General features: G+C 66.4%; 21 protein-coding genes and 1 tRNA gene. 18 read left to right on the forward strand and 4 right to left on the reverse strand.

Going from position 1 to position 20,968, the window contains the following annotated elements; genetic code table 11:
- Positions 1–10: 10 nt before the first annotated feature.
- The gene (locus LL236_RS06315) at positions 11–280 is read right to left on the reverse strand and encodes a response regulator transcription factor (protein WP_228177922.1); all 270 of its coding nucleotides are present in this window, start codon (positions 278–280) and stop codon (positions 11–13) included.
- A gap of 39 nt (positions 281–319) precedes the next feature.
- On the opposite strand from LL236_RS06315, the gene LL236_RS06320 reads away from it, so the two are divergent.
- The 7 genes from LL236_RS06320 (at position 320) to LL236_RS06350 (ending at position 6,942) form a co-directional block, all read left to right on the forward strand.
- Positions 320–997, forward strand: a complete 678-nt coding sequence (locus tag LL236_RS06320) for a glycosyltransferase (protein ID WP_228177923.1) — start codon at positions 320–322, stop codon at positions 995–997.
- On the forward strand, positions 994–1,356 hold the full coding sequence (locus LL236_RS06325) for a glycosyltransferase (RefSeq protein ID WP_228177924.1): 363 nt from the start codon (positions 994–996) through the stop codon (positions 1,354–1,356). The genes LL236_RS06320 and LL236_RS06325 overlap by 4 nt, the downstream gene beginning before the upstream one ends.
- 103 nt (positions 1,357–1,459) lie before the next feature.
- Positions 1,460–2,365, forward strand: a complete 906-nt coding sequence (locus LL236_RS06330) for an ABC transporter ATP-binding protein (protein ID WP_228177925.1) — start codon at positions 1,460–1,462, stop codon at positions 2,363–2,365.
- A complete protein-coding gene (locus LL236_RS06335; protein WP_228177926.1) occupies positions 2,362–3,210 on the forward strand; it encodes an ABC transporter permease in 849 nt (282 codons plus the stop codon). Before LL236_RS06330 ends, LL236_RS06335 begins: the two co-directional genes overlap by 4 nt.
- 39 nt (positions 3,211–3,249) lie before the next feature.
- Positions 3,250–4,413, forward strand: coding sequence for a sensor histidine kinase (locus LL236_RS06340; RefSeq protein WP_228177927.1), 1,164 nt, complete (start codon positions 3,250–3,252; stop codon positions 4,411–4,413).
- The gene (locus LL236_RS06345) at positions 4,410–5,033 is read left to right on the forward strand and encodes a response regulator (RefSeq protein WP_228177928.1); all 624 of its coding nucleotides are present in this window, start codon (positions 4,410–4,412) and stop codon (positions 5,031–5,033) included. Before LL236_RS06340 ends, LL236_RS06345 begins: the two co-directional genes overlap by 4 nt.
- A 187-nt stretch (positions 5,034–5,220) precedes the next feature.
- The gene (locus LL236_RS06350) at positions 5,221–6,942 is read left to right on the forward strand and encodes an acyl-CoA dehydrogenase (protein ID WP_228177929.1); all 1,722 of its coding nucleotides are present in this window, start codon (positions 5,221–5,223) and stop codon (positions 6,940–6,942) included.
- Between the two features lie 85 nt (positions 6,943–7,027).
- Here LL236_RS06350 and LL236_RS06355 read toward each other — a convergent pair whose 3' ends face one another.
- Positions 7,028–8,623, reverse strand: a complete 1,596-nt coding sequence (locus LL236_RS06355) for an isocitrate lyase (RefSeq protein ID WP_228177930.1) — start codon at positions 8,621–8,623, stop codon at positions 7,028–7,030.
- Positions 8,624–8,655: 32 nt separating this feature from the next.
- Positions 8,656–10,317, reverse strand: a complete 1,662-nt coding sequence (gene aceB, locus LL236_RS06360; RefSeq protein WP_374198012.1) for a malate synthase A — start codon at positions 10,315–10,317, stop codon at positions 8,656–8,658.
- A gap of 203 nt (positions 10,318–10,520) precedes the next feature.
- Here aceB and LL236_RS06365 point away from each other — a divergent pair, with 203 nt between their 5' ends.
- Positions 10,521–11,969, forward strand: a complete 1,449-nt coding sequence (locus tag LL236_RS06365) for a helix-turn-helix transcriptional regulator (protein WP_228178034.1) — start codon at positions 10,521–10,523, stop codon at positions 11,967–11,969.
- A 12-nt stretch (positions 11,970–11,981) separates the two neighbouring features.
- Here the strand turns inward: LL236_RS06365 and LL236_RS06370 are convergent, their stop codons facing one another.
- Entirely contained in the window at positions 11,982–13,352 is a 1,371-nt protein-coding gene (locus LL236_RS06370; protein WP_228177931.1) for an NAD(P)/FAD-dependent oxidoreductase, read from the reverse strand.
- Between the two features lie 111 nt (positions 13,353–13,463).
- Here LL236_RS06370 and gabT point away from each other — a divergent pair, with 111 nt between their 5' ends.
- The 10 genes from gabT to rplA all read left to right on the forward strand — a co-directional run bounded on the left by gabT (position 13,464) and on the right by rplA (position 20,968).
- Complete coding sequence (gene gabT, locus LL236_RS06375; RefSeq protein WP_228177932.1) at positions 13,464–14,819, forward strand: 4-aminobutyrate--2-oxoglutarate transaminase; 1,356 nt, start codon at positions 13,464–13,466, stop codon at positions 14,817–14,819.
- Between the two features lie 38 nt (positions 14,820–14,857).
- Entirely contained in the window at positions 14,858–16,222 is a 1,365-nt protein-coding gene (locus tag LL236_RS06380; protein WP_228177933.1) for an aldehyde dehydrogenase family protein, read from the forward strand.
- 86 nt (positions 16,223–16,308) lie between these two features.
- The gene (locus tag LL236_RS06385; RefSeq protein ID WP_228177934.1) at positions 16,309–16,749 is read left to right on the forward strand and encodes a pyridoxamine 5'-phosphate oxidase family protein; all 441 of its coding nucleotides are present in this window, start codon (positions 16,309–16,311) and stop codon (positions 16,747–16,749) included.
- 47 nt (positions 16,750–16,796) lie between these two features.
- Positions 16,797–17,618, forward strand: a complete 822-nt coding sequence (locus LL236_RS06390; protein ID WP_228177935.1) for a hypothetical protein — start codon at positions 16,797–16,799, stop codon at positions 17,616–17,618.
- Positions 17,615–18,097 (forward strand): hypothetical protein, encoded by a 483-nt coding sequence (locus LL236_RS06395; RefSeq protein ID WP_228177936.1) that lies wholly within the window; start codon positions 17,615–17,617, stop codon positions 18,095–18,097. Before LL236_RS06390 ends, LL236_RS06395 begins: the two co-directional genes overlap by 4 nt.
- Positions 18,098–18,249: 152 nt before the next feature.
- Positions 18,250–18,322 (forward strand) — tRNA-Trp (locus LL236_RS06400).
- A gap of 45 nt (positions 18,323–18,367) precedes the next feature.
- On the forward strand, positions 18,368–18,631 hold the full coding sequence (gene secE, locus LL236_RS06405; RefSeq protein ID WP_228177937.1) for a preprotein translocase subunit SecE: 264 nt from the start codon (positions 18,368–18,370) through the stop codon (positions 18,629–18,631).
- Positions 18,632–18,700: 69 nt separating this feature from the next.
- Positions 18,701–19,729 (forward strand): transcription termination/antitermination protein NusG, encoded by a 1,029-nt coding sequence (gene nusG, locus LL236_RS06410; protein ID WP_228177938.1) that lies wholly within the window; start codon positions 18,701–18,703, stop codon positions 19,727–19,729.
- Positions 19,730–19,829: 100 nt separating this feature from the next.
- Entirely contained in the window at positions 19,830–20,261 is a 432-nt protein-coding gene (rplK, locus tag LL236_RS06415; protein ID WP_195692156.1) for a 50S ribosomal protein L11, read from the forward strand.
- A gap of 14 nt (positions 20,262–20,275) precedes the next feature.
- Positions 20,276–20,968 (forward strand): 50S ribosomal protein L1, encoded by a 693-nt coding sequence (rplA, locus tag LL236_RS06420; RefSeq protein WP_228177939.1) that lies wholly within the window; start codon positions 20,276–20,278, stop codon positions 20,966–20,968.

Below are 20,968 nucleotides of genomic sequence, written 5' to 3' on the forward strand. Positions count from 1 at the left end.
GGCGCGGCGGTCAGTCGAGCTGCGCGTCCGCGTACAACAGCGTGAACAGGCGCGACGCCACTTCGCGGCGCGACGAGACGCCGAGTTTCGCGAAGATCGCCTGAAAGTGGTCCTGCACGGTGTACGGAGACAGGTGCAATGACTGAGCGATCGCCTGCGTAGCTTCTCCGCGCGTCATCGCTTGCACGATCTTCGTCTCCCGCGGCGTCAGGCAGTATGCGGTGATCATGAGGGGAACGATCTCGGGCGGGCGCGCCGGTTCGATCGTGACCGATCTCATTCGCGGTAACCACCCCGTGCTCCGGGCGGAGGATGCCAAATGAAGCTCCTGCTGGCCTCGCCGCCCATCCATGGCCACATTCTCTCGATCCTCGGGGTTGCTGAGGGTCTCGCTTCTCGCGGCCACGACATCTGCGTCCTCGCCGGCCAGAAGTACCGCGGCCGCGTGGAGGCGGCTGGAGCTCGGTTCTTGCCGCTTCCGGCCGCCGTCGACTTCGACGACGCGGACCTCGACGCTTTCCTGCCCGGACGGGCCGACAAGCGCGGTATCGCAGCACTCCGTCACGACCTCATCGGGATATTCATGAGCGTGGTGCCAGCGCAGTACCGCGCACTGAACCAGGCGCTGGCAGAGTGCGGAGTGACACAGGGTGCCTGGTTCTTCGACGCGGCGCTCTCATACGATGGGGTCTTCCAACTGACCCTTCCCGCTCTGGAGTATCCGCGCCGCGAACTCACCGATCGCATCGAGTTTCTCGGACCGCTTCCAGCGTCCAGCAGCGGCACCGAGCTGCCGGACTGGTGGGATCAGGTGGGTGAGCGTCCGATCGTGCACGTCACCCAGGGAACGATCGACAACCTCGACTTCGAGCGCCTTATGGCCCCGACTATTCGTGCGCTCGCGGACGAACCCGTCACCGTCGTCGCCTCGACCGGAGGTCGGGACGTCGAGAGCCTCACCGATCTCTTCCCAGAGGGCGACTGCCCGCCAACGTGAGGGTCGCACGCTACCTTCCCTACGGTGCGCTGTTGTCGCGGACTTCTGTCATGGTCACCAACGGAGGCTTCGGAGGCGTTCAATTGGCCGCCCGTCACGGCGTCCCGCTCGTCGTCGCGGGGGCGACCGAAGATAAGCCCGAGGTTGCGGCGCGCGTCGCGTGGGCCGGCATGGGAGTGGACCTGCGAACGGGAACCCCTTCGCCGGAGCGGATCGCGCAGGCTGTAGGGACAGTGCTTGCTGATCTGCGCTTCGCACACCAGAGTGCGGCCATCGGCAGTGTTCTGGGTGCGGATCACGATCCCATCTCCCGCATTCTCGCCGTCATCCACGAGGATGCGCTGACCGAGGTTCGCTGAATCTCGCGCGCCGGGGCTGAGGTGCGGCATCCACCGAATGGGGGATGCCGCACCAGCCCAACGGCCGCTGTCGCCTCCGGTCTCGCCGCGGCACGCTGGAAGCATGGAAAACGATGCGGTGCGGGTGCGGAACCTGCGCAAGACCTACGGATCGCGAGCTGCCGTCGACGACGTGTCGTTCGACATCGTTCGCGGTGAGACCTTTGCCCTGCTGGGCCCCAACGGCGCCGGCAAGTCCACCACCGTCGAAATCCTCGAAGGGTATCGCCGCCGCACAAGTGGCGAGGTGTCGGTGCTCGGAGATGACCCCGGACATGGGGGTCTGGCGTGGAAGGCACGTCTGGGCATCGTGCTGCAGACCACCGGCCAGGCCGGCGCCTTCACGGTGCGCGAGCAGCTGCGCCAGTTCGCCGGCTACTACCCGCGGCCGCGGGACGTGGAGGAGGTGATCGCGGCTGTAGGGCTGGAGGAGAAGGCGAACACGCGCATCGCCAAACTCTCCGGCGGCCAGCAACGCCGCGTCGATGTCGCCCTCGGCATCATCGGGAACCCCGAACTCCTCTTCCTCGATGAGCCGACCACCGGGTTCGACCCGCAGGCGCGTCGGGAGTTCTGGAGTCTCATCCGCAGGCTTCAGGGCGAAGGCACAACGATCCTGCTCACCACCCACTACCTCGATGAGGCTGCGCAGCTGGCCGATCGGGTTGCAGTAATCGATCGGGGCGTGCTCCAGGCGATCGGACCCATCGCCACGTTCGGGGGTGAAGACGCCCGGATGCCGCGCGTCACCTGGCGCGAAGGTGGGACGCTGCACACCGAGCGCACCCCAGAGCCCTGGGCCTTCGCCCGTTCCCTCGCCGAGCGCCTGGGCGGCGAACCCGAGGAGCTTGAGATCCGCCGCCCCACCCTCGAAGACATCTACCTCGGCATGGTCGACCCGGAGGGCGCAGCCGTGCCGGGCGAGACAGTTGCCGCGCCGTCCTCCTCGATTCCGGAGACCCTGTCATGACCGCTATCGCAGTTCCCCCATCCCGCCTCAGCCCGACGCACGCGCTGCGCCACGGCATCCGTCGTACCGGGTTCGAGATCCGCGGCTATACGCGCTCGCCCGAGACGATCTTCTTCACATTCCTCTTCCCGATCCTCATGCTCGCCCTGTTCAGCACCGTCTTCGGCGGTGACGGCGAGCAGAGTTACGGGCAAGGGCTGCCGGCCCTCTCGGCGGCTCAGATGTACCTTCCCGGCATGCTCGCCGCGGGGGTCCTGCTGTCGGGCTTGCAGAACCTGGCGATCGACATCGCGCTCGAGCGGCATGACGGCACCCTCAAGCGGCTCGGTGGCACACCGCTGTCGCCCGTGAGCTACTTCATCGGCAAGATCGGTCAGGTGCTGGTCACCGGCACCGTGCAGGCAGCGGTGCTGCTCGCGTTCGCGGGGCTCGTGCTGGGCGTGCCGCTTCCCTCCGATGCCGAGTCGTGGCTCACCTTCGCGTGGGTGTTCGTCCTGGGCTTGGCGACATCCGCGTTCCTCGGAATCGCCATCTCGGCCATCCCTCGCAGCGCCCGCAGTGCGTCGGCGGTCGTGATCCCGGTGGCGCTCGTGCTGCAGTTCATCTCGGGCGTCTACCTGTTCTTCTGGCTGCTACCGGAGTGGCTGCAGAACGTTGCGAACCTCTTCCCCCTGGCGTGGATGGCGAAGGGCATGCGTGCGGTCTTCCTGCCGCCGGAATACGCGACTCTCGAGCAGAGCGGCGCCTGGGATCTCGGCGGCGTTGCGATCGCTCTGCTCATCTGGCTCGTCGTGGGCCTCGTCATCAGCCGGCTCACCTTCCGGTGGATCCGACGCGACGCGTAGCCTGGGGCGGTCACGCGTGACGCAGGAGAGGGGGCGATGATGAGCGAATCGCGATGGTGGGATGCTGTGGTCCCGATCGTGGCGGCAGCCATCGTCGCCCCCGTCCTGATCCTGTCGGACCTCGATGTCCTGGGCCGGGCGCTGGTGGCGGCCTCCGCGGCGCTTCTGATCGTCGCGTACTTCGGATTCGGGCGGCGGCTACGCCAGGGTGGCAGCACGCCGCTTGCTGTTGTGTTCGTCATCCTGTTGGCCATCTCGATCGGAGTGGGCGTCGCCGCTGCCCCGTTCATCGCGATGCTGCAGACCTTGGCCTATCCGCTCGTCTGGGTCTCGGTCGACACCCGACGAGGAGGCGTGCTCGGATCCGTCGCGATTGGTTTCGGTGTCTTCATCGGATTAGTGGCTCACGGCGGCTTCACGATCGAGTCGCTCTGGGAAGGCATCCTCTCGGGGGGCCTTGCCGTCGTGTTTGCAACCGCCCTAGGCCTGTGGATCTCGAGCATCGCCGAGTATGGCGAGGAGCGGGCGCGTCTGGTGACCGAGCTGACCGAAGCGCAGTCGCAGGTCGAGGCGCTTAGCCGCGATCGGGGCGCGGCAGAGGAGCGGGAGCGCATCGCTCGCGACATCCACGACACTCTGGCCCAGACTCTTGCGGGCCTGGTGCTGTTGAGCGAGCGGGCGGGCAGGCAGGCGCGGGACGGGCGAACCGATGCCGCTGCCGAGGCGATCGCGACGATCGAGCAGACCGCGCGCGAGGCGCTCGCCGAGTCTCGCGCGCTCGTGGCGCGGATGGCAGCGGTCCCCGCCGATGATGCTCTCGCGGCAGCGATCGAACGTCTCGCCGCGCGCTTCCGTGCGGAGGTCGGTCTCGCGATCGACGTCGAGGTCGCGGCCGGTGTGGATCTCGATCGCGAACAGCAGGTCGTGCTGCTGCGCTGCCTGCAGGAGGCACTCGCTAACGTGCGCAAGCACGCGCGGGCGACATTAGTGGTCGTGACCGTCGCGCCCCACGGCGAGGGGATTGGGATGACCGTCCGCGACGACGGAGTCGGATTCGACCCCTCAGCTGCCCGCACCGGATTCGGACTCGACGGCATCAGCGACCGTGCAACACTCGCCGGAGGATCCGTTGAGGTCGACTCGGTCCCCGGCCGCGGCTCGGTCCTCACGATTCTGCTGCCGCGTGCAGGAGTTGCCGCATGATCCGGCTGCTGATCGCCGATGACCATCCCGTCGTCCGTGCCGGGCTTGCCGGTCTTTTCGCGGACGAGGAAGGCTTCGACGTCGTCGGGCAAGCGACCGACGGCGCGCAGGCAGTCGAGCTCGTGGCGCGCGAGAAGCCGGATGTCGTGCTCATGGACCTGCGGATGCCAGTGCTCGACGGCGTCGCTGCCACAGCGAGCATTGTCGCCATGGGCGACGATGCCCCGCGCGTGCTGATTCTCACGACCTACGAGAGCGACGACCAGATTCTCGCGGCGATCGAAGCTGGGGCGGCGGGCTATCTCCTCAAGGCCGCCCCGCAGGACGAGATCATCGCCGGCATCCGGTCTGTCGCAGCCGGGCAGACGGCGCTCTCCCCGGCGGTTGCGGCCCGACTGGTGTTACGGATGCGTGAGCCCGCGGCATCCGTGACCCTGACTCCGCGCGAGATCGAGGTGCTGCGTCTGGTAGCCCGGGGCCGCAGCAACAAGCTCATCGGCCTCGACCTCGGCATCGGTGAGTCGACGGTGAAAACCCACCTGCTGAAGGTCTTCGACAAGCTTGAGGTCGCCGATCGCACCCACGCGGTGACGGTAGCCCTGGAGCGCGGCATCCTCTAGCCCCCAGCCACCGTCGCTGAACCCACAGAGTCCGGCGCGAGCCCACACGATTCGCGGGCTGAAAGGTGTGGGTTCAGCGCAGAAGGTGTGGGTTCGGCGGAGAGGGGGAGACGGATGCTGCACGCGCCGTGAGACGCAGTGTCATCTATGATGAGTCGCAGTCCCACCTCTTGAAAGCGAGTTCGTCATGGCTGACACCTCCGCCTACGTTCCTCCCGTCGATGACTACGCGTTCCTGTTCGCCGAGGCGTTCGGCACCGACGTCGTGGCCCGGGCCACAGACGGTGCGCTCTCCGCAGAAGATGCCGTTGACGCACTTTCTGCGGCAGGGGAGCTCGCCGCAGAGGTCCTCGCACCGCTGAACGCCTCCGGCGACCGCGAGGGAGTGACGGTGGTCGACGGTCAGGCTAAGACGCCCACGGGGTTTCCGGAGGCCTATCGTGCCATCGTCGACGCAGGCTGGGTCACCGCTGAGGCTCCCGAATCAGCGGGCGGGGACGGGCTTCCCGCGCTCGTGCAGGCGGGCCTCGGTGAGATGTGGAACGCCGCCAATACCTCGTTCGCACTCTGCAGTGCCCTCAACACCGGTGCGATCCACGCCCTGGACGCTTATGCCTCCGACGATCTGCGCGAGCAATACCTCACGCGGCTCGTCAGCGGCGAGTGGACCGGCACGATGAACCTCACCGAGCCGCAGGCGGGCACCGACCTCGGCGCGATCCGCACCATGGCGACCCCGAACGGCGACGGCACGTGGTCGATCAAGGGTCAGAAGATCTTCATCACGTGGGGCGACCACGATGTCGCCGAGAACATCGTCCACCTCGTCCTCGCCCGCACACCAGATGCCCCTGAGGGATCGAAGGGGATCTCGCTGTTCGTCGCCCCGAAGTTCCTGCCCGACGCGTCAGGCAACCCCGGGGAACGCAACGCGATCACGACCGTCTCGGTCGAGCACAAGCTCGGCATCCACGGGAGCCCGACCTGCGTGCTTGAGTACGAGGGAGCGACCGGTTTCCTCGTGGGCGAGCTCCACGGGGGCCTTGCCGGCATGTTCGTCATGATGAACTCGGCGCGGGTCGGCATGGGCCTGCAAGCCACCGGCATCAGCGACCGCGCCTACCAGCGCGCGCGAGCGTATGCCGAAGAGCGCATGCAGGGTGCGGTGCTGGACCGACCCGACGGAACCCCGATCGCGGAGCACCCCGATGTGCGGCGCCTGCTGCTGTCGATGGCGAGCGAAATCGCCGCGATGCGCGCCCTCGGTGTGTACGTCGGCGACCTGTTCGACCGGGCCACGGATGCTGACGGCATCCGTCTTGCCGAACTGTTCGTCCCGATCTTCAAGGGATGGACCACCGAAGAGGCACTGCGGATCACGTCCGATGCGATCCAGGTGCACGGTGGCATGGGCTTCATCGAGGAATCCGGGGCCCCGCAGCACTACCGCGACGCCCGCATCATGCCGATCTATGAGGGCACGACGGCCATCCAGTCCAACGACCTCATCGGCCGCAAGGTCATTCGAGACGGCGGCACGACTGTCGCGCGAGTGCTCCAGGAGGTCGCCGAGGCTATCGCCGCGCTTGAGGCGTTCGACCACCCGGTAGCGGCGCGCACCGCGAGCCGGCTCGAAAGTGCCCGCGCGGCGGCCGAAGAGGCTACAGCCCGGCTGATCGCGTTCGGGACGACCCGCGACGCATATGCCGTCAGCGTCCCGTACCTCATGCTCCTCGGATTCCTCGCCGGTGGGCTCATGCACGCCCGGATGCTCGCGGCAACGCTCGCGCACGACACCCAGACGGATACCGACGCGCGCCGCATCCGTGAAGCAGACGCCTACGGGGTCTATCACCTTTCACGCGTTGCGGGCCTGGCGGAGGTCGTGGCCGCGGGCGAAATCGCCTGACCCGTCCTGCGCTGCGGGACGACGGGCCAGGGCACGACGGATGCCCCGGACGATGTCGTCCGGGGCATCCGTGTCTGGTCGATGATCAGCTGAACTGGTTCATCGTGTTGTGCTGACCTCCGGCCTTGAGGGCAGCGTCACCGGCGAAGTACTCCTTGTGGTTGTCGCCGATGTCGCTTCCTGCCATGTTCTGGTGCTTGACGGTAGCGATGCCCTCGCGGATCTCGCGGCGCTGCACACCCCGCACGTAGGCGAGCATCCCCTCGTCGCCGAAGTACCCCTTTGAGAGGTCATCGGTCGACAGTGCCGCCGTATGGTAGGTCGGCAGCGTGATGAGGTGGTGGAAGATCCCTGCCCGGGCCGAGCCGTCGCGCTGGAAGGTGCGGATCTTCTCGTCGGCCAGCCGCGCGAGCTCCGTGTCGTCGTACTCGACGCTCATGAGATCGGCGCGATCGTATGCCGAGACATCCTTCCCCTCCGCGGCGAGGGCGTCGTAGGCCTGCTGACGGAAGTTCAGTGTCCAGTTGAACGAGGGGCTGTTGTTGTACACGAGCTTCGCGTTCGGGATCTCCTCGCGGATTGCATCCACCATCCCGGCGATCTGCTCCACGTGCGGCTTCTCGGTCTCGATCCATAGCAGATCAGCGCCATTTCGCAGCGACGTGATGCAGTCGAGCACGCACCGTTCTTCGCCGGTCCCGGGACGGAACTGGTACAGGTTGCTCGCCAGCCGCTTGGGACGCAGCAGCTTGCCGTCGCGCTTGATGACGACATCGCCGTTGCCGAGGTCGGCATCCGAGATCTCCTCGACGTCCAGAAACGAGTTGTACTTGTCGCCGAGGTCCCCGGGTTCGTGAGTGACAGCGAGCTTCTGCGTGAGACCCGCACCGAGCGAGTCAGTGCGGGCAACGATGATGCCGTTGTCGATCCCGAGTTCGAGGAACGCATAGCGCACCGCGGTGAGCTTCGCAATGAAGTCCTCGTGGGGAACGGTGACTTTGCCGTCCTGGTGACCGCACTGCTTCTCGTCCGAGACCTGGTTTTCGATCTGGATGGCGCAGGCGCCTGCCTCGATCATCTTCTTGGCCAGCAGGTAGGTGGCCTCGGGGTTACCGAAGCCCGCATCGATGTCGGCGATGATCGGCACCACGTGGGTCTCGTGGTTGTCGATCTGGGACTGAATGAACTCGGCCGCGGTCTCGTCGCCCGCTGCCCGTGCGGCATCCAGCTTCGTGAACAGGAGGTCCAGCTCGCGAGCATCGGCCTGGCGCAGGAACGTGTAGAGCTCCTCGATGAGCGCCGGTACCGCGGTCTTCTCATGCATGGACTGGTCAGGCAGCGGCCCGAACTCCGAGCGGAGCGCCGCGACCATCCACCCCGAGAGGTAGAGGTAGCGCTTGTTCGTACTCTTCAGGTGCTTTTTGATCGAGATCAGCTTCTGCTGGCCGATGAAGCCGTGCCAGACCCCGAGTGACTGCGTGTACAGCGAGGAGTCGGCGTCGTACTCGGCCATGTCGCGGCGCATGATGTCGGCGGTGTACTGCGCGATCTCGAGCCCGGTGCGGAACCGGTTCTGCGCCCGCATCCGTGCGACGGACTCGGGGTTGATGGCGTCCCAGGCGGGACCGTGCTGCTGCTTGAGGTCCCGGATGGCGGCGATGTCGTCCTGGTAGGTGGTCATGTCATGTCCTTCGTCGTGGGTCTCGGGCGCGATCAGTCGGTCTCGACCAGGTAGCGCGAGTAGGCGGGGAGGGTGAGGAAGGCGGGGAACTCGGTTCCGAGCGCGACTTCGCGGAAGATCGCTGCAGCGTCGTCGAACCGGTCGCCCTCGAAGCGCGACACCTCGCCCAGCACCTGGGAGATCAGCCCCTCGACGTACTCACGGGTGATGGGCGTGCCGTCCTCAGTGGTCCGGTCCTGGTGGATCCACTGCCAGATCTGGGAGCGGCTAATCTCGGCGGTCGCGGCGTCCTCCATGAGGTTGTCGATCGCCACGGCTCCGAGGCCTCGGAGCCACGCTTCGATGTACCGGATGCCGACAGACACGTTGCCGTAGACGCCGGATGCCGTGATGGGGCGACCGATGTGCACATCGATGAGATCTGCGGCGCGCACCGACACGTCGGGTCGCTGCCGGTCGAGCTGGTTGGGTCGGTCGCCGAGGACCGCGTCGAACTCCGCGCGCGCCACCGGGATCAGGTCGGGATGGGCCACCCACGTGCCATCGAACCCGTCGCCGGCCTCCCGCTTCTTGTCGGCTGCCACCTTCTCAAAGGCACGCTCGGTCACCTCGGGATCGCGGCGGTTGGGGATGAAGGCACTCATGCCGCCGATCGCGAAGGCACCCCGCTTGTGGCAGGTCTTCACGAGCAGTTCGGTGTAGGCCCGCATGAACGGCACCGTCATTGTCACTTCGCTGCGGTCGGGCAGCACGAACCGCGCCCCGCGGCCGCGGTAGTTCTTGATGATCGAGAAGATGTAGTCCCAGCGGCCGGCATTCAGGCCCGCGACGTGGTCCCGCATCTCGAAGAGGATCTCCTCCATCTCGAAGGCGGCGGGCAGGGTCTCGATCAGCACCGTGGCGCGGATCGTGCCGTGCTCGATGCCGAGGTAGCGCTCACTGAAGGTGAACACGTCGTCCCAGAGCTTGGCTTCCTCCGCGGACTCGAGCTTGGCGATGTAGAAGTAGGGACCCACTCCGTTCTCGATCAGCTGCTTCGCGTTGTGGAAGAAGTAGAGCCCGAAGTCCACGAGCGAGCCCGAGGCATCCATCGTGCGTCCGGTGCGGTCGGTGTAGCGCAGGTGCTTCTCGACGAGGTGCCACCCCCGCGGGCGCATCACGATCGTCGGGGTCTGTTCGGCGGTGACCTCGTAGCTCTTACCTTCAGGGCTCGTGAACTGCAGCTGGCCGCGAATGGCGTCGTACAGGCTCAGCTGCCCCTCGATCACGTTCTTCCAGGTGGGGCTGGTCGCGTCTTCCTGGTCGGCGAGCCACACCTTCGCTCCCGAGTTCAAAGCGTTGATCGTCATCTTCGGGTCGGTGGGGCCGGTGATCTCCACGCGCCGGTCCTCGAGGCCGGGGCCGGCGCCGGCCACCCGCCACTCGTCGTCGTGGCGGATGTGCGCGGTGTCGTCGCGGAACTGCGGGTCGTGGCCGTTGCCGATCTCGAACCGGCGCCGCATCCGGTCGGCGAGGCGATCGTGACGGCGGGCCGAGAATCGAGAATGCAGCTCAGTGAGGAACGCGAGCGCGTCGGGTGTGAGGATCTCGTCGTAGCGATCGCGGATCGGGCCGACGACCTCGAGCACCGCCGCGGCGCTCGAGGTCGGCACGGGGGCCGTCCGGGCGGGCATCGGGGTGGTGGTTGCAGTCATGGCGCATCCGTCCTGTCTGGTCTCTCATCCGCCGGCTTCTCATCCGGTGGATCGACGCCTGGTTGGTCGTCGTGCACCTACTCTCCGTGAAGTTGTGGCGCCAAACTGACCAGATCGGTTGTGAAGATCACACGAAATTCCGCTTCTGTGACAGAATCGGCGCTATGACGAGCCTCACAGCGCCGGAAGAGTCGCTCCCGGCGATGACAACGGATGACGACGATGTCATCGACACACTCACCATCGGCAGGCGCATCCGCCAGTTGCGCACCGAGCGGCGGATGACCCTCGACGACCTGGCGGCGGCGGTCGACCGTGCCCCGAGCCAGTTGTCGATGATCGAGAACGGAAAGCGAGAGCCCAAGCTCACGCTGCTACGCACCATCGCGCGCGCGCTCGGAACGAATCTGGACGCCCTGCTGGAGTCAGAGCCGCTGGACGAGCGCGCGACGATGGAGGTCTCCCTCGAGCGGGCGATGCGGGGGCCGACCTTCCAGGCACTCGGAATCTCCCCGTTTCGCATCGGTCGCTCACTCCCCGATGAGGTGCTCGCGGCGATGCTTGCGTTGCAGGGCGAGATCGAGCGGCTGCGAGACGAACGGGCAGCCACTCCGGAAGTGGCGCGCCGCGCGAACCTGTCCCTACGCCGCCTTATGACCAGTCAGCAGAACTATTTCGCCGACCTCGAGGCTCACGCCCGCGACCTGTTGGCCGCCGTCGGACACACCGGTGGCCCGCTCACGCAGCGCACGGCATCCGATATCGCGGCCCACCTCGGCTTCACGATCCATTACGTCTCGGATGTCCCGCTGACCACGCGCAGCGTCCTGGACCTCAAGCACGGCAGGCTGTACCTCTCGAGCACGATCGCCAGCAAGCGCGATGCCCGCACTGCGGTGCTGCAGTCACTGGCTAGCCGCATCCTGAGCCATGCTGAGCCCGCCAGCTACGGTGACTTCCTGCGACAGCGCGTCGAGATCAACTATCTGACGGGGGCGCTCCTTATGCCGGAGGCCGACGCCGTGCCGTTTCTGCAGGAAGCCAAGGCTCGCCGCGCGCTGTCCATCGAAGACCTGCGTGACGCGTACTCGGTCTCGTACGAGACGGCGGCTCACCGATTCACGAACCTCGCGACGGTTCACCTCGATCTTCCGGTGCACTTTCTGAAGGTCCATGAGTCGGGCACGATCACCAAGGCCTACGAGAACGACGACGTGAACTTCCCGACCGACCGGTTCGGTTCCATCGAGGGGCAGATGTGCTGCCGCAAATGGACGAGCCGCGTCGTGTTCGACATCCCCGACCGGTTCAACCCGTACTTCCAGTACACCGACACCGGTAACGGGACCTACTGGTGCACCGCGCGCGTCGAGCCCTCGTCCGAGGGGCTCCATTCGGTCAGCGTGGGCGTGCGCTTCGACGACACGAAGTGGTTCATCGGCCGTGAGACGACCAATCGTGGCCTCTCCCGCCATTCGGTGGAGGTGTGCTGTCGCCGCGCGCCGGCAGAGCTGGAGTCATCCTGGCGTGGTCACTCCTGGCCGAACGTGCGTACCCCGCGCACGCTCCTTGCCACCCTCCCTACGGGGGCGTTCCCCGGTGTGGACACGACAGACGTCTACGAGTTCCTCGAGGCTCACGCACCCGAGTGAGCCGGGCTGACCTCATCGCCCGGCGATGAGGTCAGCGACCCGCGCGAGGGCAGATGTGCGTGATCCACCGCGGGCCTCTAGCCGGTCGGCCCCGCGGTAGGCGGTGTAGATCGCGTTGACGGCGGTCCATCGCAGCGGCTCGATCTCCCACCGCCTGGCTCGATGATCCACCCACGGCAGGCGCGTGAGGTCGGTGCCACGGCGCAACAGCAGGTCGGCGAGCGTGCGCCCGGCGAGGTTTGTCGCTGTGACTCCGGTCCCGACGTAGCCCCCTGCCCATCCGAGCCCGGTCGCGCGGTCGAAGCCGACGGTCGCCGACCAGTCCCGCGGTACGCCGAGCACACCGGCCCAGGCATGAGCGACCGGCACACCACGCGTGGCCGGGAAGAAGTCGTGCAACAACTCGGTGAGCGAACGGATCGTGCGTTCCTGAGTGCGCCCGTCAGTATCGACGCGGGATCCGTAGCGGTAGGGCACCCCGCGGCCGCCGAATGCGATGCGGTCATCAGCTGTGCGCTGTGCGTACATGTACACATGCGCGAAGTCGCCAAGGGCCTCTCGCCCCGACCAGCCGATCGCGTCCCACACGCCGCTCGGGAGCGGCTCGGTGACGATCATCGACGAGTTCATCGGCAGCCACGTGCGGTGCTCGTGACGCAGGCCCGCGGTGAACCCTTCGGTCGCGCGGATGACGGCGTCGGCGCGAACCGTGCCGAGATCAGTCTCGACGCGTCCGGGCTCGATCGTTCGAGCTGTCGTCTGCTCGAAGATCCTCACACCCGCCCGTTCCACCGTTTCGGCAAGGCCCGCGGCGAGCTTCGCCGGGTGGATGCGTGCGCAGTGCGGATGCCAGAGACCACCGAGCACGCCCGCGACGTCGATGCGCGAGCGAGCATCCTCGGCATCCAGTTCGTGCACGTCAGTGTGGGGCCACGACAGTTCTTCGGCGGCAGTCTTGCGGAGGCGGGCGAGTTGCGCGGGGGTGCGGGCGATCTCGAGCTCGCCGCCCGCCACGATGTCGGCGTCGATGCCTTCGCGGCGGGTGACCTCGATGACCTCCCTCACGGTGTCGTTCAGTGCTCGTTGCTGCGCGATCGCGGCATCCCGCCCGTGGCGGGCGACGTACTGCGAGCGGTCTCCCGTAACCGAGTTGGTCAGCCAGCCACCGTTACGGCCTGACGCTCCGAAGCCCGCGAAACTCTGCTCGATGACGCCGACGCGCAGGTCGGGTTGTGCCAGCTTGAGGTAGTAAGCCGTCCACATTCCGGTGTACCCGGCGCCGACGATGCAGACGTCCAGCGTGAGGTCACCCGGGAGCGGCGCGCGAGGGGCCGGGGTACCGCCGATGTCTCGCCACCACCACGACACGCCACCATTGATCACGCGATGATTCTCCCACGACGGGAGCCGTCGCGTAAGTGATTGAGGACGACGGATTCCGACGTTCGAGCCGGACGGGTCGCGCGCGATCGATCGTCCAGCTATCCTCACGACATGAGCCAACTCGATAGCCCCACGGTCCCGCTCGGCGGCCCCACGCTCCCGCAGGAGCGACGCCTGGTCACGTCCATTCCGGGCCCGCGATCGCAGGAGCTGATGGCCCGCAAGGCTGCAGCAGTGTCGGCCGGTGTGGGGCACACGGCGCCGCTGTCGATCGTGGCTGCAGGCGGGGGCATCCTGCTGGACGCCGACGGCAACTCGATCGTGGACCTCGGTTCTGGCATCGCCGTCACCTCTATCGGCAACGCACACCCCGCCGTGGTCGCGGCAGTGCAGCAGCAGGTCGGCCAATTCACCCACACGTGTTTCATGGTGGCGCCCTACGAGCCATACGTGGCGGTGGCAGAGGCGCTGAACCGCATCACCCCGGGCGATCACGAGAAGAAGACTGCACTGTTCAACTCGGGTGCCGAGGCCGTCGAGAACGCGGTGAAGATCGCACGCAAACACACCGGCCGGCAGGCTGTCGTCGCTTTTGATCACGGCTACCACGGCCGCACGAACCTCACGATGGCCCTCACTGCCAAGCACATGCCCTACAAGGCCGGATTCGGCCCCTTCGCTCCAGAGATCTACCGGGCGCCGATGTCTTACCCCTACCGAGACGGGCTCGACGGTGCCGCCGCAGCAAAGCGTGCGATCGGCGTCATCGAGAAGCACGTCGGAGTCACGGATGTCGCGGCGATCATCATCGAGCCGATCCAGGGCGAGGGCGGATTCATCGTCCCGGCCGACGGCTTCCTACCCGCCCTGCAGGAGTGGGCGAACGCCAACGGGGTCGTCCTGATCGCCGACGAGATCCAGACCGGCTTCGCCCGTACCGGTGCGATGTTCGCCAGCGACCTGTTCGGTATCGTCCCCGACCTGATCACCACGGCCAAGGGGATCGCCGGCGGGCTGCCGCTTGCCGCCGTCACGGGACGAGCCGAGATCATGGATGCCTCGCACACCGGAGGACTCGGTGGCACCTACGGTGGCAACCCTGTCGCGTGCGCCGCGGCCCTCGCGGCCATCGAGGTGTACGAGACCGAGGACCTGTCGGCGCGGGCGCGGCACATCGGCGACGTTCTCGAACGGCGCTTGCGCGACATTCAGGCATCCGACCCGCGTCTGGGCGACATCCGAGGGAGGGGCGCGATGATCGCTGTCGAGTTCGTCGACCCCGCCACGGGTGAGCCGGATGCCGCTCTCACGTCCCGCGTCGTTCGTGCCGCCCTCGACCAGGGCGTGTTGATGCTCACCTGCGGCACGTATGGGAACGTGATCCGCTTCCTGCCGCCCCTGGTCATCGGCGATGACCTGCTCGATGATGCACTGGACGTGTTGGCACACGTCCTGTCATCGTCGTGACCAACCGACCACCGTTCGCTGCCGACCGAGGAGGACCCATGAGTATCTACGCCGTCGTTAATCCCGCCACCGGGGAGACGCTTGCCACCTACCCCACCATGACGGATGCCGAGGCCACAGCTGCGATCGCGGCAGCCGACGATGCCTACCGCACCTGGGGCCGCACCTCCGCTCCTGCCGAGCGCGCTGAGCTCGTGCGGCGCGCGGCGCAGCTGCACCGCGAGAGGCGAGATGAGCTTGCCGAGATCATCGTCCGCGAGATGGGCAAGCCGCTGTCGGCAGCTCTCGGCGAGGTCGACTTCGCTGCCGACATCACCGAGTATTACGCCGACAACTACGAGAAGATCACCGGTGACACGCCTCTCGACATCCTCGCCGAGGGAACCGCCGTCATCCGTCGCTCGCCCCTGGGGGTGCTGTTGGGCATCATGCCGTGGAACTTCCCGTACTACCAGGTCGCACGTTTCGCCGCTCCGAACCTGGTCATCGGCAACACCATCCTGCTCAAGCATGCTCCCCAGTGCCCCGAGTCGGCGGCGGCGATCGCGGCGATCTACCGGGATGCCGGGTTCCCGGAGGGCGCCTACGTCGATGTGCGTCTGACCAATGAGCAGGCTGCGACAGTGATCGCTGATCCTCGCGTCCAGGGCGTCTCAGTGACCGGTTCGGAGCGTGCGGGTGCCGCTGTCGCCGAGGTGGCCGGTCGCAACCTCAAGAAGGTCGCGCTCGAGCTCGGTGGCTCCGACCCGTTCATCGTGCTCTCCACCGACGACCTTGACGCGACGGTGGACATGGCGGTCGAGGCCAGGCTCGACAACAACGGCCAGTCCTGCAACGCCCCCAAGCGCTTCATCATCATCGATGAGCTCTACGACGCGTTCGTGGAGAAGTTCGTGGCGGCCATGGCTGCGGCCCCCCTCGGGGACCCCTTCGCAGACGACACGGTGATCGGTCCGCTCTCGTCGCTGGCTGCAGCCGAGCGGCTCGAAGAGCAGGTGAACCGCGCCGTCGCGCAGGGCGCCACTGTCGAGCTCGGCGGTGCCCGAGACGGGGCGTTCTATCCCGCGACGGTGCTCACTGGCGTCACGGCCGACAACGACATCTATCGCGAGGAACTGTTCGGTCCTGCGGGAGTGGTCTATCGCGTCGCCGACGAGGCGGAAGCTGTCGCCGTGGCGAACGCGACCAGCTACGGACTCGGCTCGTACGTGTTCACGACCGATCCCGCGCAGGCCGAGCGGGTGGCCGACGCCATCGATGCGGGCATGGTGTACGTCAACATCGTGCTCGCCGACAGCCCCGAGCTTCCCTTCGGTGGCGTCAAGCGCTCCGGCACCTCGCGCGAGATGGGCCTGCTCGCCGCAGACGAGTTCGTCAACAAGAAGCTCATCCGCATCGCCTGATAGGCGCTTTTCCTCACAGCGGTCGTGGACCGCGCCAGGGCCAAGGGTCCCTAGTGCGGTCCACGACGCGCACTCACAATGAGGACATGGAAGAGATGATGGACGATGTCGTCGCCACTCTCAGCGACGCCGAGTGCTGGCAGCTTCTTACCGGTGAAGAGCTCGGTCGCCTGGTCACCCGGGTCGGAGATGTCCTCGACATCTTCCCCGTCAACTACGTCGTCGATCGGGACACCATCGTGTTCCGCACCGCCGAGGGAAGCAAGCTCGTCGAACTTACCGTCAACGATGAGGTGCTCTTCGAAGTCGACCACTACACCGACACCATGGCGTGGAGCGTCATCGTTCGCGGTCGCGCCCAGCGCCTTGCGACCGAGGAAGAGGTCGAAGCCGCCGACGAGCTTCCGCTTCGGCCCTGGTTACCGACATTGAAGTACCACTATGTTCGCGTGAGTGCCGAGTCCATGTCGGGTCGACGCTTCCGTCGCGGACCCGAGCCGGATCGGTACGGCATCGCCGACTATTGAGGCCTTGCCTCAGGCATCCGGGCGGTGACATGCCCGATCATGGTGAGGTGAACCCCGCGCGACTGTGGATTCCGGTTGTTGCCGGAGCCCTCACCGTTGCGCTCGGAATCCTGGCGGTCGCCGGCGTGCAGTGGCTCACCGCTGACCGGCGGCCGACCGCTGTCACTGCATCTCAGGCTGATGCGATCGCCGATGTCCTAGCCCAGAACGCGGCCTTCGCCGCCGACATCCGGCACGCCCGAGGTGAATACGTCGAAGCAGCTGCGGCATGGGAAGCCGACGCTGCGTGGATCGCGCAATGGCAGGAGAAGGACGCTGCTCCTCAGCCCGCGGTGCCGAACCCGGGAGGGCAGGAGTTCCCCGGAGACGATCCGCAGGGTCGCGCGTTCCTCGACTCGATCGGGGCGACCGAAGTGCACGTGATCTTCGATGCCGGTCCCGAGAATTGCGGGTACGCCGGACAGGAGGACGGGCCGAACACTCTGGTGGTGGGCGGGTGCTACCAGACCGCTTACCCCGACTGGCTGTTCGTCGCGTGGGAATCCGGCATCCAGCGACTGGCGTGGCCCATGTTCGTCCACGAAGCCGTGCACTGGTACCAGTACCAGAACTTTTTCCCGTACCTGCTGGCCGCCGAGCGCACCGGAATCACTCACGACGATTACGAGTGGGCGCTCGAGACCGATGCGAGCTGCCGGGCGGTCTACCAGCACGGCATCGACCGGTCAGCCTTCGAGGGCTCCTCGTCGCCGTGCGACATCCAGGACTGGAGCGACGGATGGTTCGTCGACCAGCTCGTCGGGCTCGGGGTGCGAACGAGTGCCCCGACGCCCGAGGAGTTCGAGGTCAGTGCGGTGGTTCGCCCGTGAGTGGTGACCACGGGATACTCCGGGCGCGCAGGCCGATCATGCTCGCTCTCGCGTTCGTGTCGGCATCCGTGCTGCTGACAGCGTGTGCTGGGCCCGATCTCGATGAGCTCGAGACGGATGCCGCGGCCATCTTCGACACCCTGGTGGAGGCTGCCGGAGCGGTCGAGGAGGGAACACTCCGCACTCTCGAAACGACGGGCCCGGAGGAGCAGTCCTGCGGCGAGCAGGATCGCGGCACCCAGCGCACATTCGCCGCGGTCGGTTCTGTCTCGGTGGGGGCGGACTACGCCGCCGAGGACGCACTCGTCGATGCCGTGACGGCGGCGATCGACCCGGAGGTGTGGGCGACGATCGACGCCGACGGACTCGCGGGGCGCGAGGGCGCGTGGGTGGACGAGAGCGGCATCGTGGCCACGGTCAGCTACGAGTCTCCGCTTCTGGTGATCGCCGTGTTCACGCCGTGCCTCGAGGCCCCCTAAGGCGCGGGGACGGTTCGCCCGCCGTGAGGGCATGCCGTACACTTGACCTGCAGTAGAAGTCTGCATTCTTTCGCCGTGCCCGCGATCGGGACACATCCCTCCTTTCACGTCGCGGCAGAAGACTGCAGACACCTCAAGGCCTTCCGGCCTTTAGGGCGGTAGCTCAATTGGCAGAGCAGCGGTCTCCAAAACCGCAGGTTGCAGGTTCGATTCCTGTCCGCCCTGCGCGTCAGCGCAAGCTGGCACAACAGAAGCAACCAGGTGGGATACATGGTCCAGGATGACGCCAAGGGCGAGATCGTTGCCAGTGGCAGCGCTCCTCGCGAGAAGAAGCTGAACGTCTTCGCGCGGATCGCCCTGTTCATCCGTCAGGTCTTTGCGGAGCTTCGCAAGGTCGTCACCCCGACGCGCCAGGAGCTCCTGAAGTACACGGCAGTCGTGCTCGGGTTCGTCGTCATCATGATGGCACTCGTGTGGGGAATGGACTACGTGTTCCTCTGGCTGACGACGCAGGTCTTCGGCGTTCCCGCCTGATCTGTTCGTCCTCACGGTGCGAGGCAGGATGCTGCATCGCGCCCGATCAAATGGAAGTGAACGAAATACGTGTCTGAACGATTTCTCGACGACGCCGACTGGGCGCCCTCGGCCGAGCAGTCCTCCGAGGAGGACGAGGCCCAGGAGGGCAACGAGCTCGCGCGCGAAGAGCACCAGAGCGATGCGGCCGAGCACGTCGCCATCCACATCGAGGATGAGGACGACGACGCGGACTACTCGGATGACGACGACGTCGAGGTGAGCGACCCGGAGGCTGATGCGATCGTGAACGATGCACTCGAGATCGACGAGGCAGCAGAGGCTGAAGCCGCTGCCGAGGTTCTGACCGACGACCTCGCCGAAGAAGAAGCCGAGCGCGCTGCCCACGCCGCCGAAGAGGTCACGCCTTACGACGGTCACGAGCTCGGTGACGACGTCGACGAGGCTGACGTGGCCGACGGGGACGAGGCCGAGGAAGACCCGTACGAGACATTCCGCGCGGAACTGCGGTCCCTCCCGGGCAAGTGGTACGTCATTCACTCCTACGCCGGCTTCGAGCGCAAGGTGAAGGCCAACATCGAGCAGCGCAAGTCGACGCTCGAGGTAGAAGAAGACATCTACCAGATCGAAGTTCCGATGGAAGATGTCGTCGAGATCAAGAACGGCCAGCGCAAGATGGTCACCCGCGTGCGCATCCCCGGCTACGTGCTCGTGCGCATGGAACTGAACGAAGACACCTGGTCGGTTGTTCGCCACACTCCCGGTGTCACCGGGTTCGTCGGCAACGCGCACAACCCGACGCCGCTCCGTTTCGAAGAGGCCTTCACGATGCTGAAGTCGCTCGTCGAGGTCAAGGAGACTGCTCCGGCCAAGGGCGGCGCGAGTGGAGCCAAGGGTCAGCCCGTGGCGCGCAGCGTCGTCACCGAAGTCGACTTCGAGATCGGTGAGACCATCACGATCAAGGAAGGCTCCTTCGCGGGCCTGCCGGGCTCGATCAGCGAGATCAAGCCCGAGAGCGGCAAGCTCACGGTGCTCGTGTCGCTCTTCGAGCGCGAGACCCCGGTCGAGCTCAGCTTCGACCAGGTCACCAAGCAGTAACGCAACCGCGCTCCAGCGCGATACAGACCACCGCTCCCGGAACGGCCGGGCTGCGGGAGAGAGGATGCCGATGGCGTCCGCTCGATGAAAGGAAAGAAGAATGGCACCGAAGAAGAAGGTGACCGGCCTGATCAAGCTTCAGATCAACGCCGGTGCAGCCAACCCGGCGCCGCCGATCGGGCCTGCGCTCGGTCAGCACGGCGTCAACATCATGGAGTTCTGCAAGGCGTACAACGCCGCGACCGAGTCGCAGCGCGGCAACGTCATCCCCGTCGAGATCACCGTCTACGAGGACCGCAGCTTCACGTTCATCCTGAAGACCCCGCCGGCAGCCGAGCTGATCAAGAAGGCTGCGGGCGTGCAGAAGGGCTCGAAGACGCCGCACACGGCCAAGGTGGGCAAGCTCACCAAGGACCAGGTGCGTCAGATCGCCGAGACGAAGATGCCCGACCTGAACGCGAATGACATCGAGGCCGCCTCGCTGATCATCGCCGGCACCGCCCGTTCCATGGGCATCACGGTCGAGGACTGAGGGGGATAACGACAATGGCTACCAAGTCCAAGGCATACAACGAAGCCGCCGCGAAGATCGAGGCCGGCAAGTTCTATTCACCCAGCGAGGCTGTGAACTTGGCGAAGGAGACGGGCTCGAAGAAGTTCGACTCCACCGTCGAGGTCGCCCTCAAGCTCTCGGTCGACCCGCGCAAGGCAGACCAGATGGTGCGCGGCACCGTCATCCTGCCCCACGGTACCGGCAAGACTGCGCGCGTCATCGTGTTCGCGACCGGTCCTGCCGCCGAAGCGGCGATCGCCGCTGGCGCTGACGAGGTCGGCGGCGCCGAGCTGATCGAGAAGGTCGCCGGCGGCTACACCGCGTTCGACGCTGCAGTGTCGACCCCGGAACTGATGGGCCAGGTCGGGCGTCTGGGTAAGGTCCTCGGTCCCCGAGGCCTCATGCCCAACCCCAAGACCGGCACCGTGACCCCCAACCCCGCCAAGGCGGTCGAGGAGATCAAGGGCGGAAAGATCGAGTTCCGTGTCGACAAGCACGCCAATGTGCACTTCGTCGTCGGCAAGGCATCGTTCTCGGCCGAGCAGCTCGATGAGAACCTCAAGGCTGCGCTCGACGAGATCGTTCGCCTGAAGCCCTCGAGCTCGAAGGGCCGCTACATCCAGAAGGGTGCAGTCTCGACGACGTTCGGTCCCGGCATCCCGCTGGACGTGAACAGCATCGCCTGA

Source organism: Microbacterium schleiferi, from assembly GCF_020781975.1.
Classification (GTDB): Bacteria; Actinomycetota; Actinomycetes; order Actinomycetales; family Microbacteriaceae; genus Microbacterium.

Excerpts from the sequence above, each read along its gene's own strand:
- LL236_RS06315 (WP_228177922.1), bottom strand. The coding sequence starts at position 280 with ATGAGATCGGTCACGATCGAACCGGCGCGCCCGCCCGAGATCGTTCCC.
- LL236_RS06320 (WP_228177923.1), top strand. The coding sequence starts at position 320 with ATGAAGCTCCTGCTGGCCTCGCCGCCCATCCATGGCCACATTCTCTCG.
- LL236_RS06330 (WP_228177925.1), top strand. The coding sequence starts at position 1,460 with ATGGAAAACGATGCGGTGCGGGTGCGGAACCTGCGCAAGACCTACGGA.
- LL236_RS06335 (WP_228177926.1), top strand. The coding sequence starts at position 2,362 with ATGACCGCTATCGCAGTTCCCCCATCCCGCCTCAGCCCGACGCACGCG.
- LL236_RS06340 (WP_228177927.1), top strand. The coding sequence starts at position 3,250 with ATGAGCGAATCGCGATGGTGGGATGCTGTGGTCCCGATCGTGGCGGCA.
- LL236_RS06345 (WP_228177928.1), top strand. The coding sequence starts at position 4,410 with ATGATCCGGCTGCTGATCGCCGATGACCATCCCGTCGTCCGTGCCGGG.
- LL236_RS06350 (WP_228177929.1), top strand. The coding sequence starts at position 5,221 with ATGGCTGACACCTCCGCCTACGTTCCTCCCGTCGATGACTACGCGTTC.
- LL236_RS06355 (WP_228177930.1), bottom strand. The coding sequence starts at position 8,623 with ATGACCACCTACCAGGACGACATCGCCGCCATCCGGGACCTCAAGCAG.
- aceB (WP_374198012.1), bottom strand. The coding sequence starts at position 10,317 with ATGACTGCAACCACCACCCCGATGCCCGCCCGGACGGCCCCCGTGCCG.
- LL236_RS06365 (WP_228178034.1), top strand. The coding sequence starts at position 10,521 with ATGACAACGGATGACGACGATGTCATCGACACACTCACCATCGGCAGG.
- gabT (WP_228177932.1), top strand. The coding sequence starts at position 13,464 with ATGAGCCAACTCGATAGCCCCACGGTCCCGCTCGGCGGCCCCACGCTC.
- LL236_RS06380 (WP_228177933.1), top strand. The coding sequence starts at position 14,858 with ATGAGTATCTACGCCGTCGTTAATCCCGCCACCGGGGAGACGCTTGCC.
- LL236_RS06385 (WP_228177934.1), top strand. The coding sequence starts at position 16,309 with ATGGAAGAGATGATGGACGATGTCGTCGCCACTCTCAGCGACGCCGAG.
- secE (WP_228177937.1), top strand. The coding sequence starts at position 18,368 with ATGGTCCAGGATGACGCCAAGGGCGAGATCGTTGCCAGTGGCAGCGCT.
- rplK (WP_195692156.1), top strand. The coding sequence starts at position 19,830 with ATGGCACCGAAGAAGAAGGTGACCGGCCTGATCAAGCTTCAGATCAAC.
- rplA (WP_228177939.1), top strand. The coding sequence starts at position 20,276 with ATGGCTACCAAGTCCAAGGCATACAACGAAGCCGCCGCGAAGATCGAG.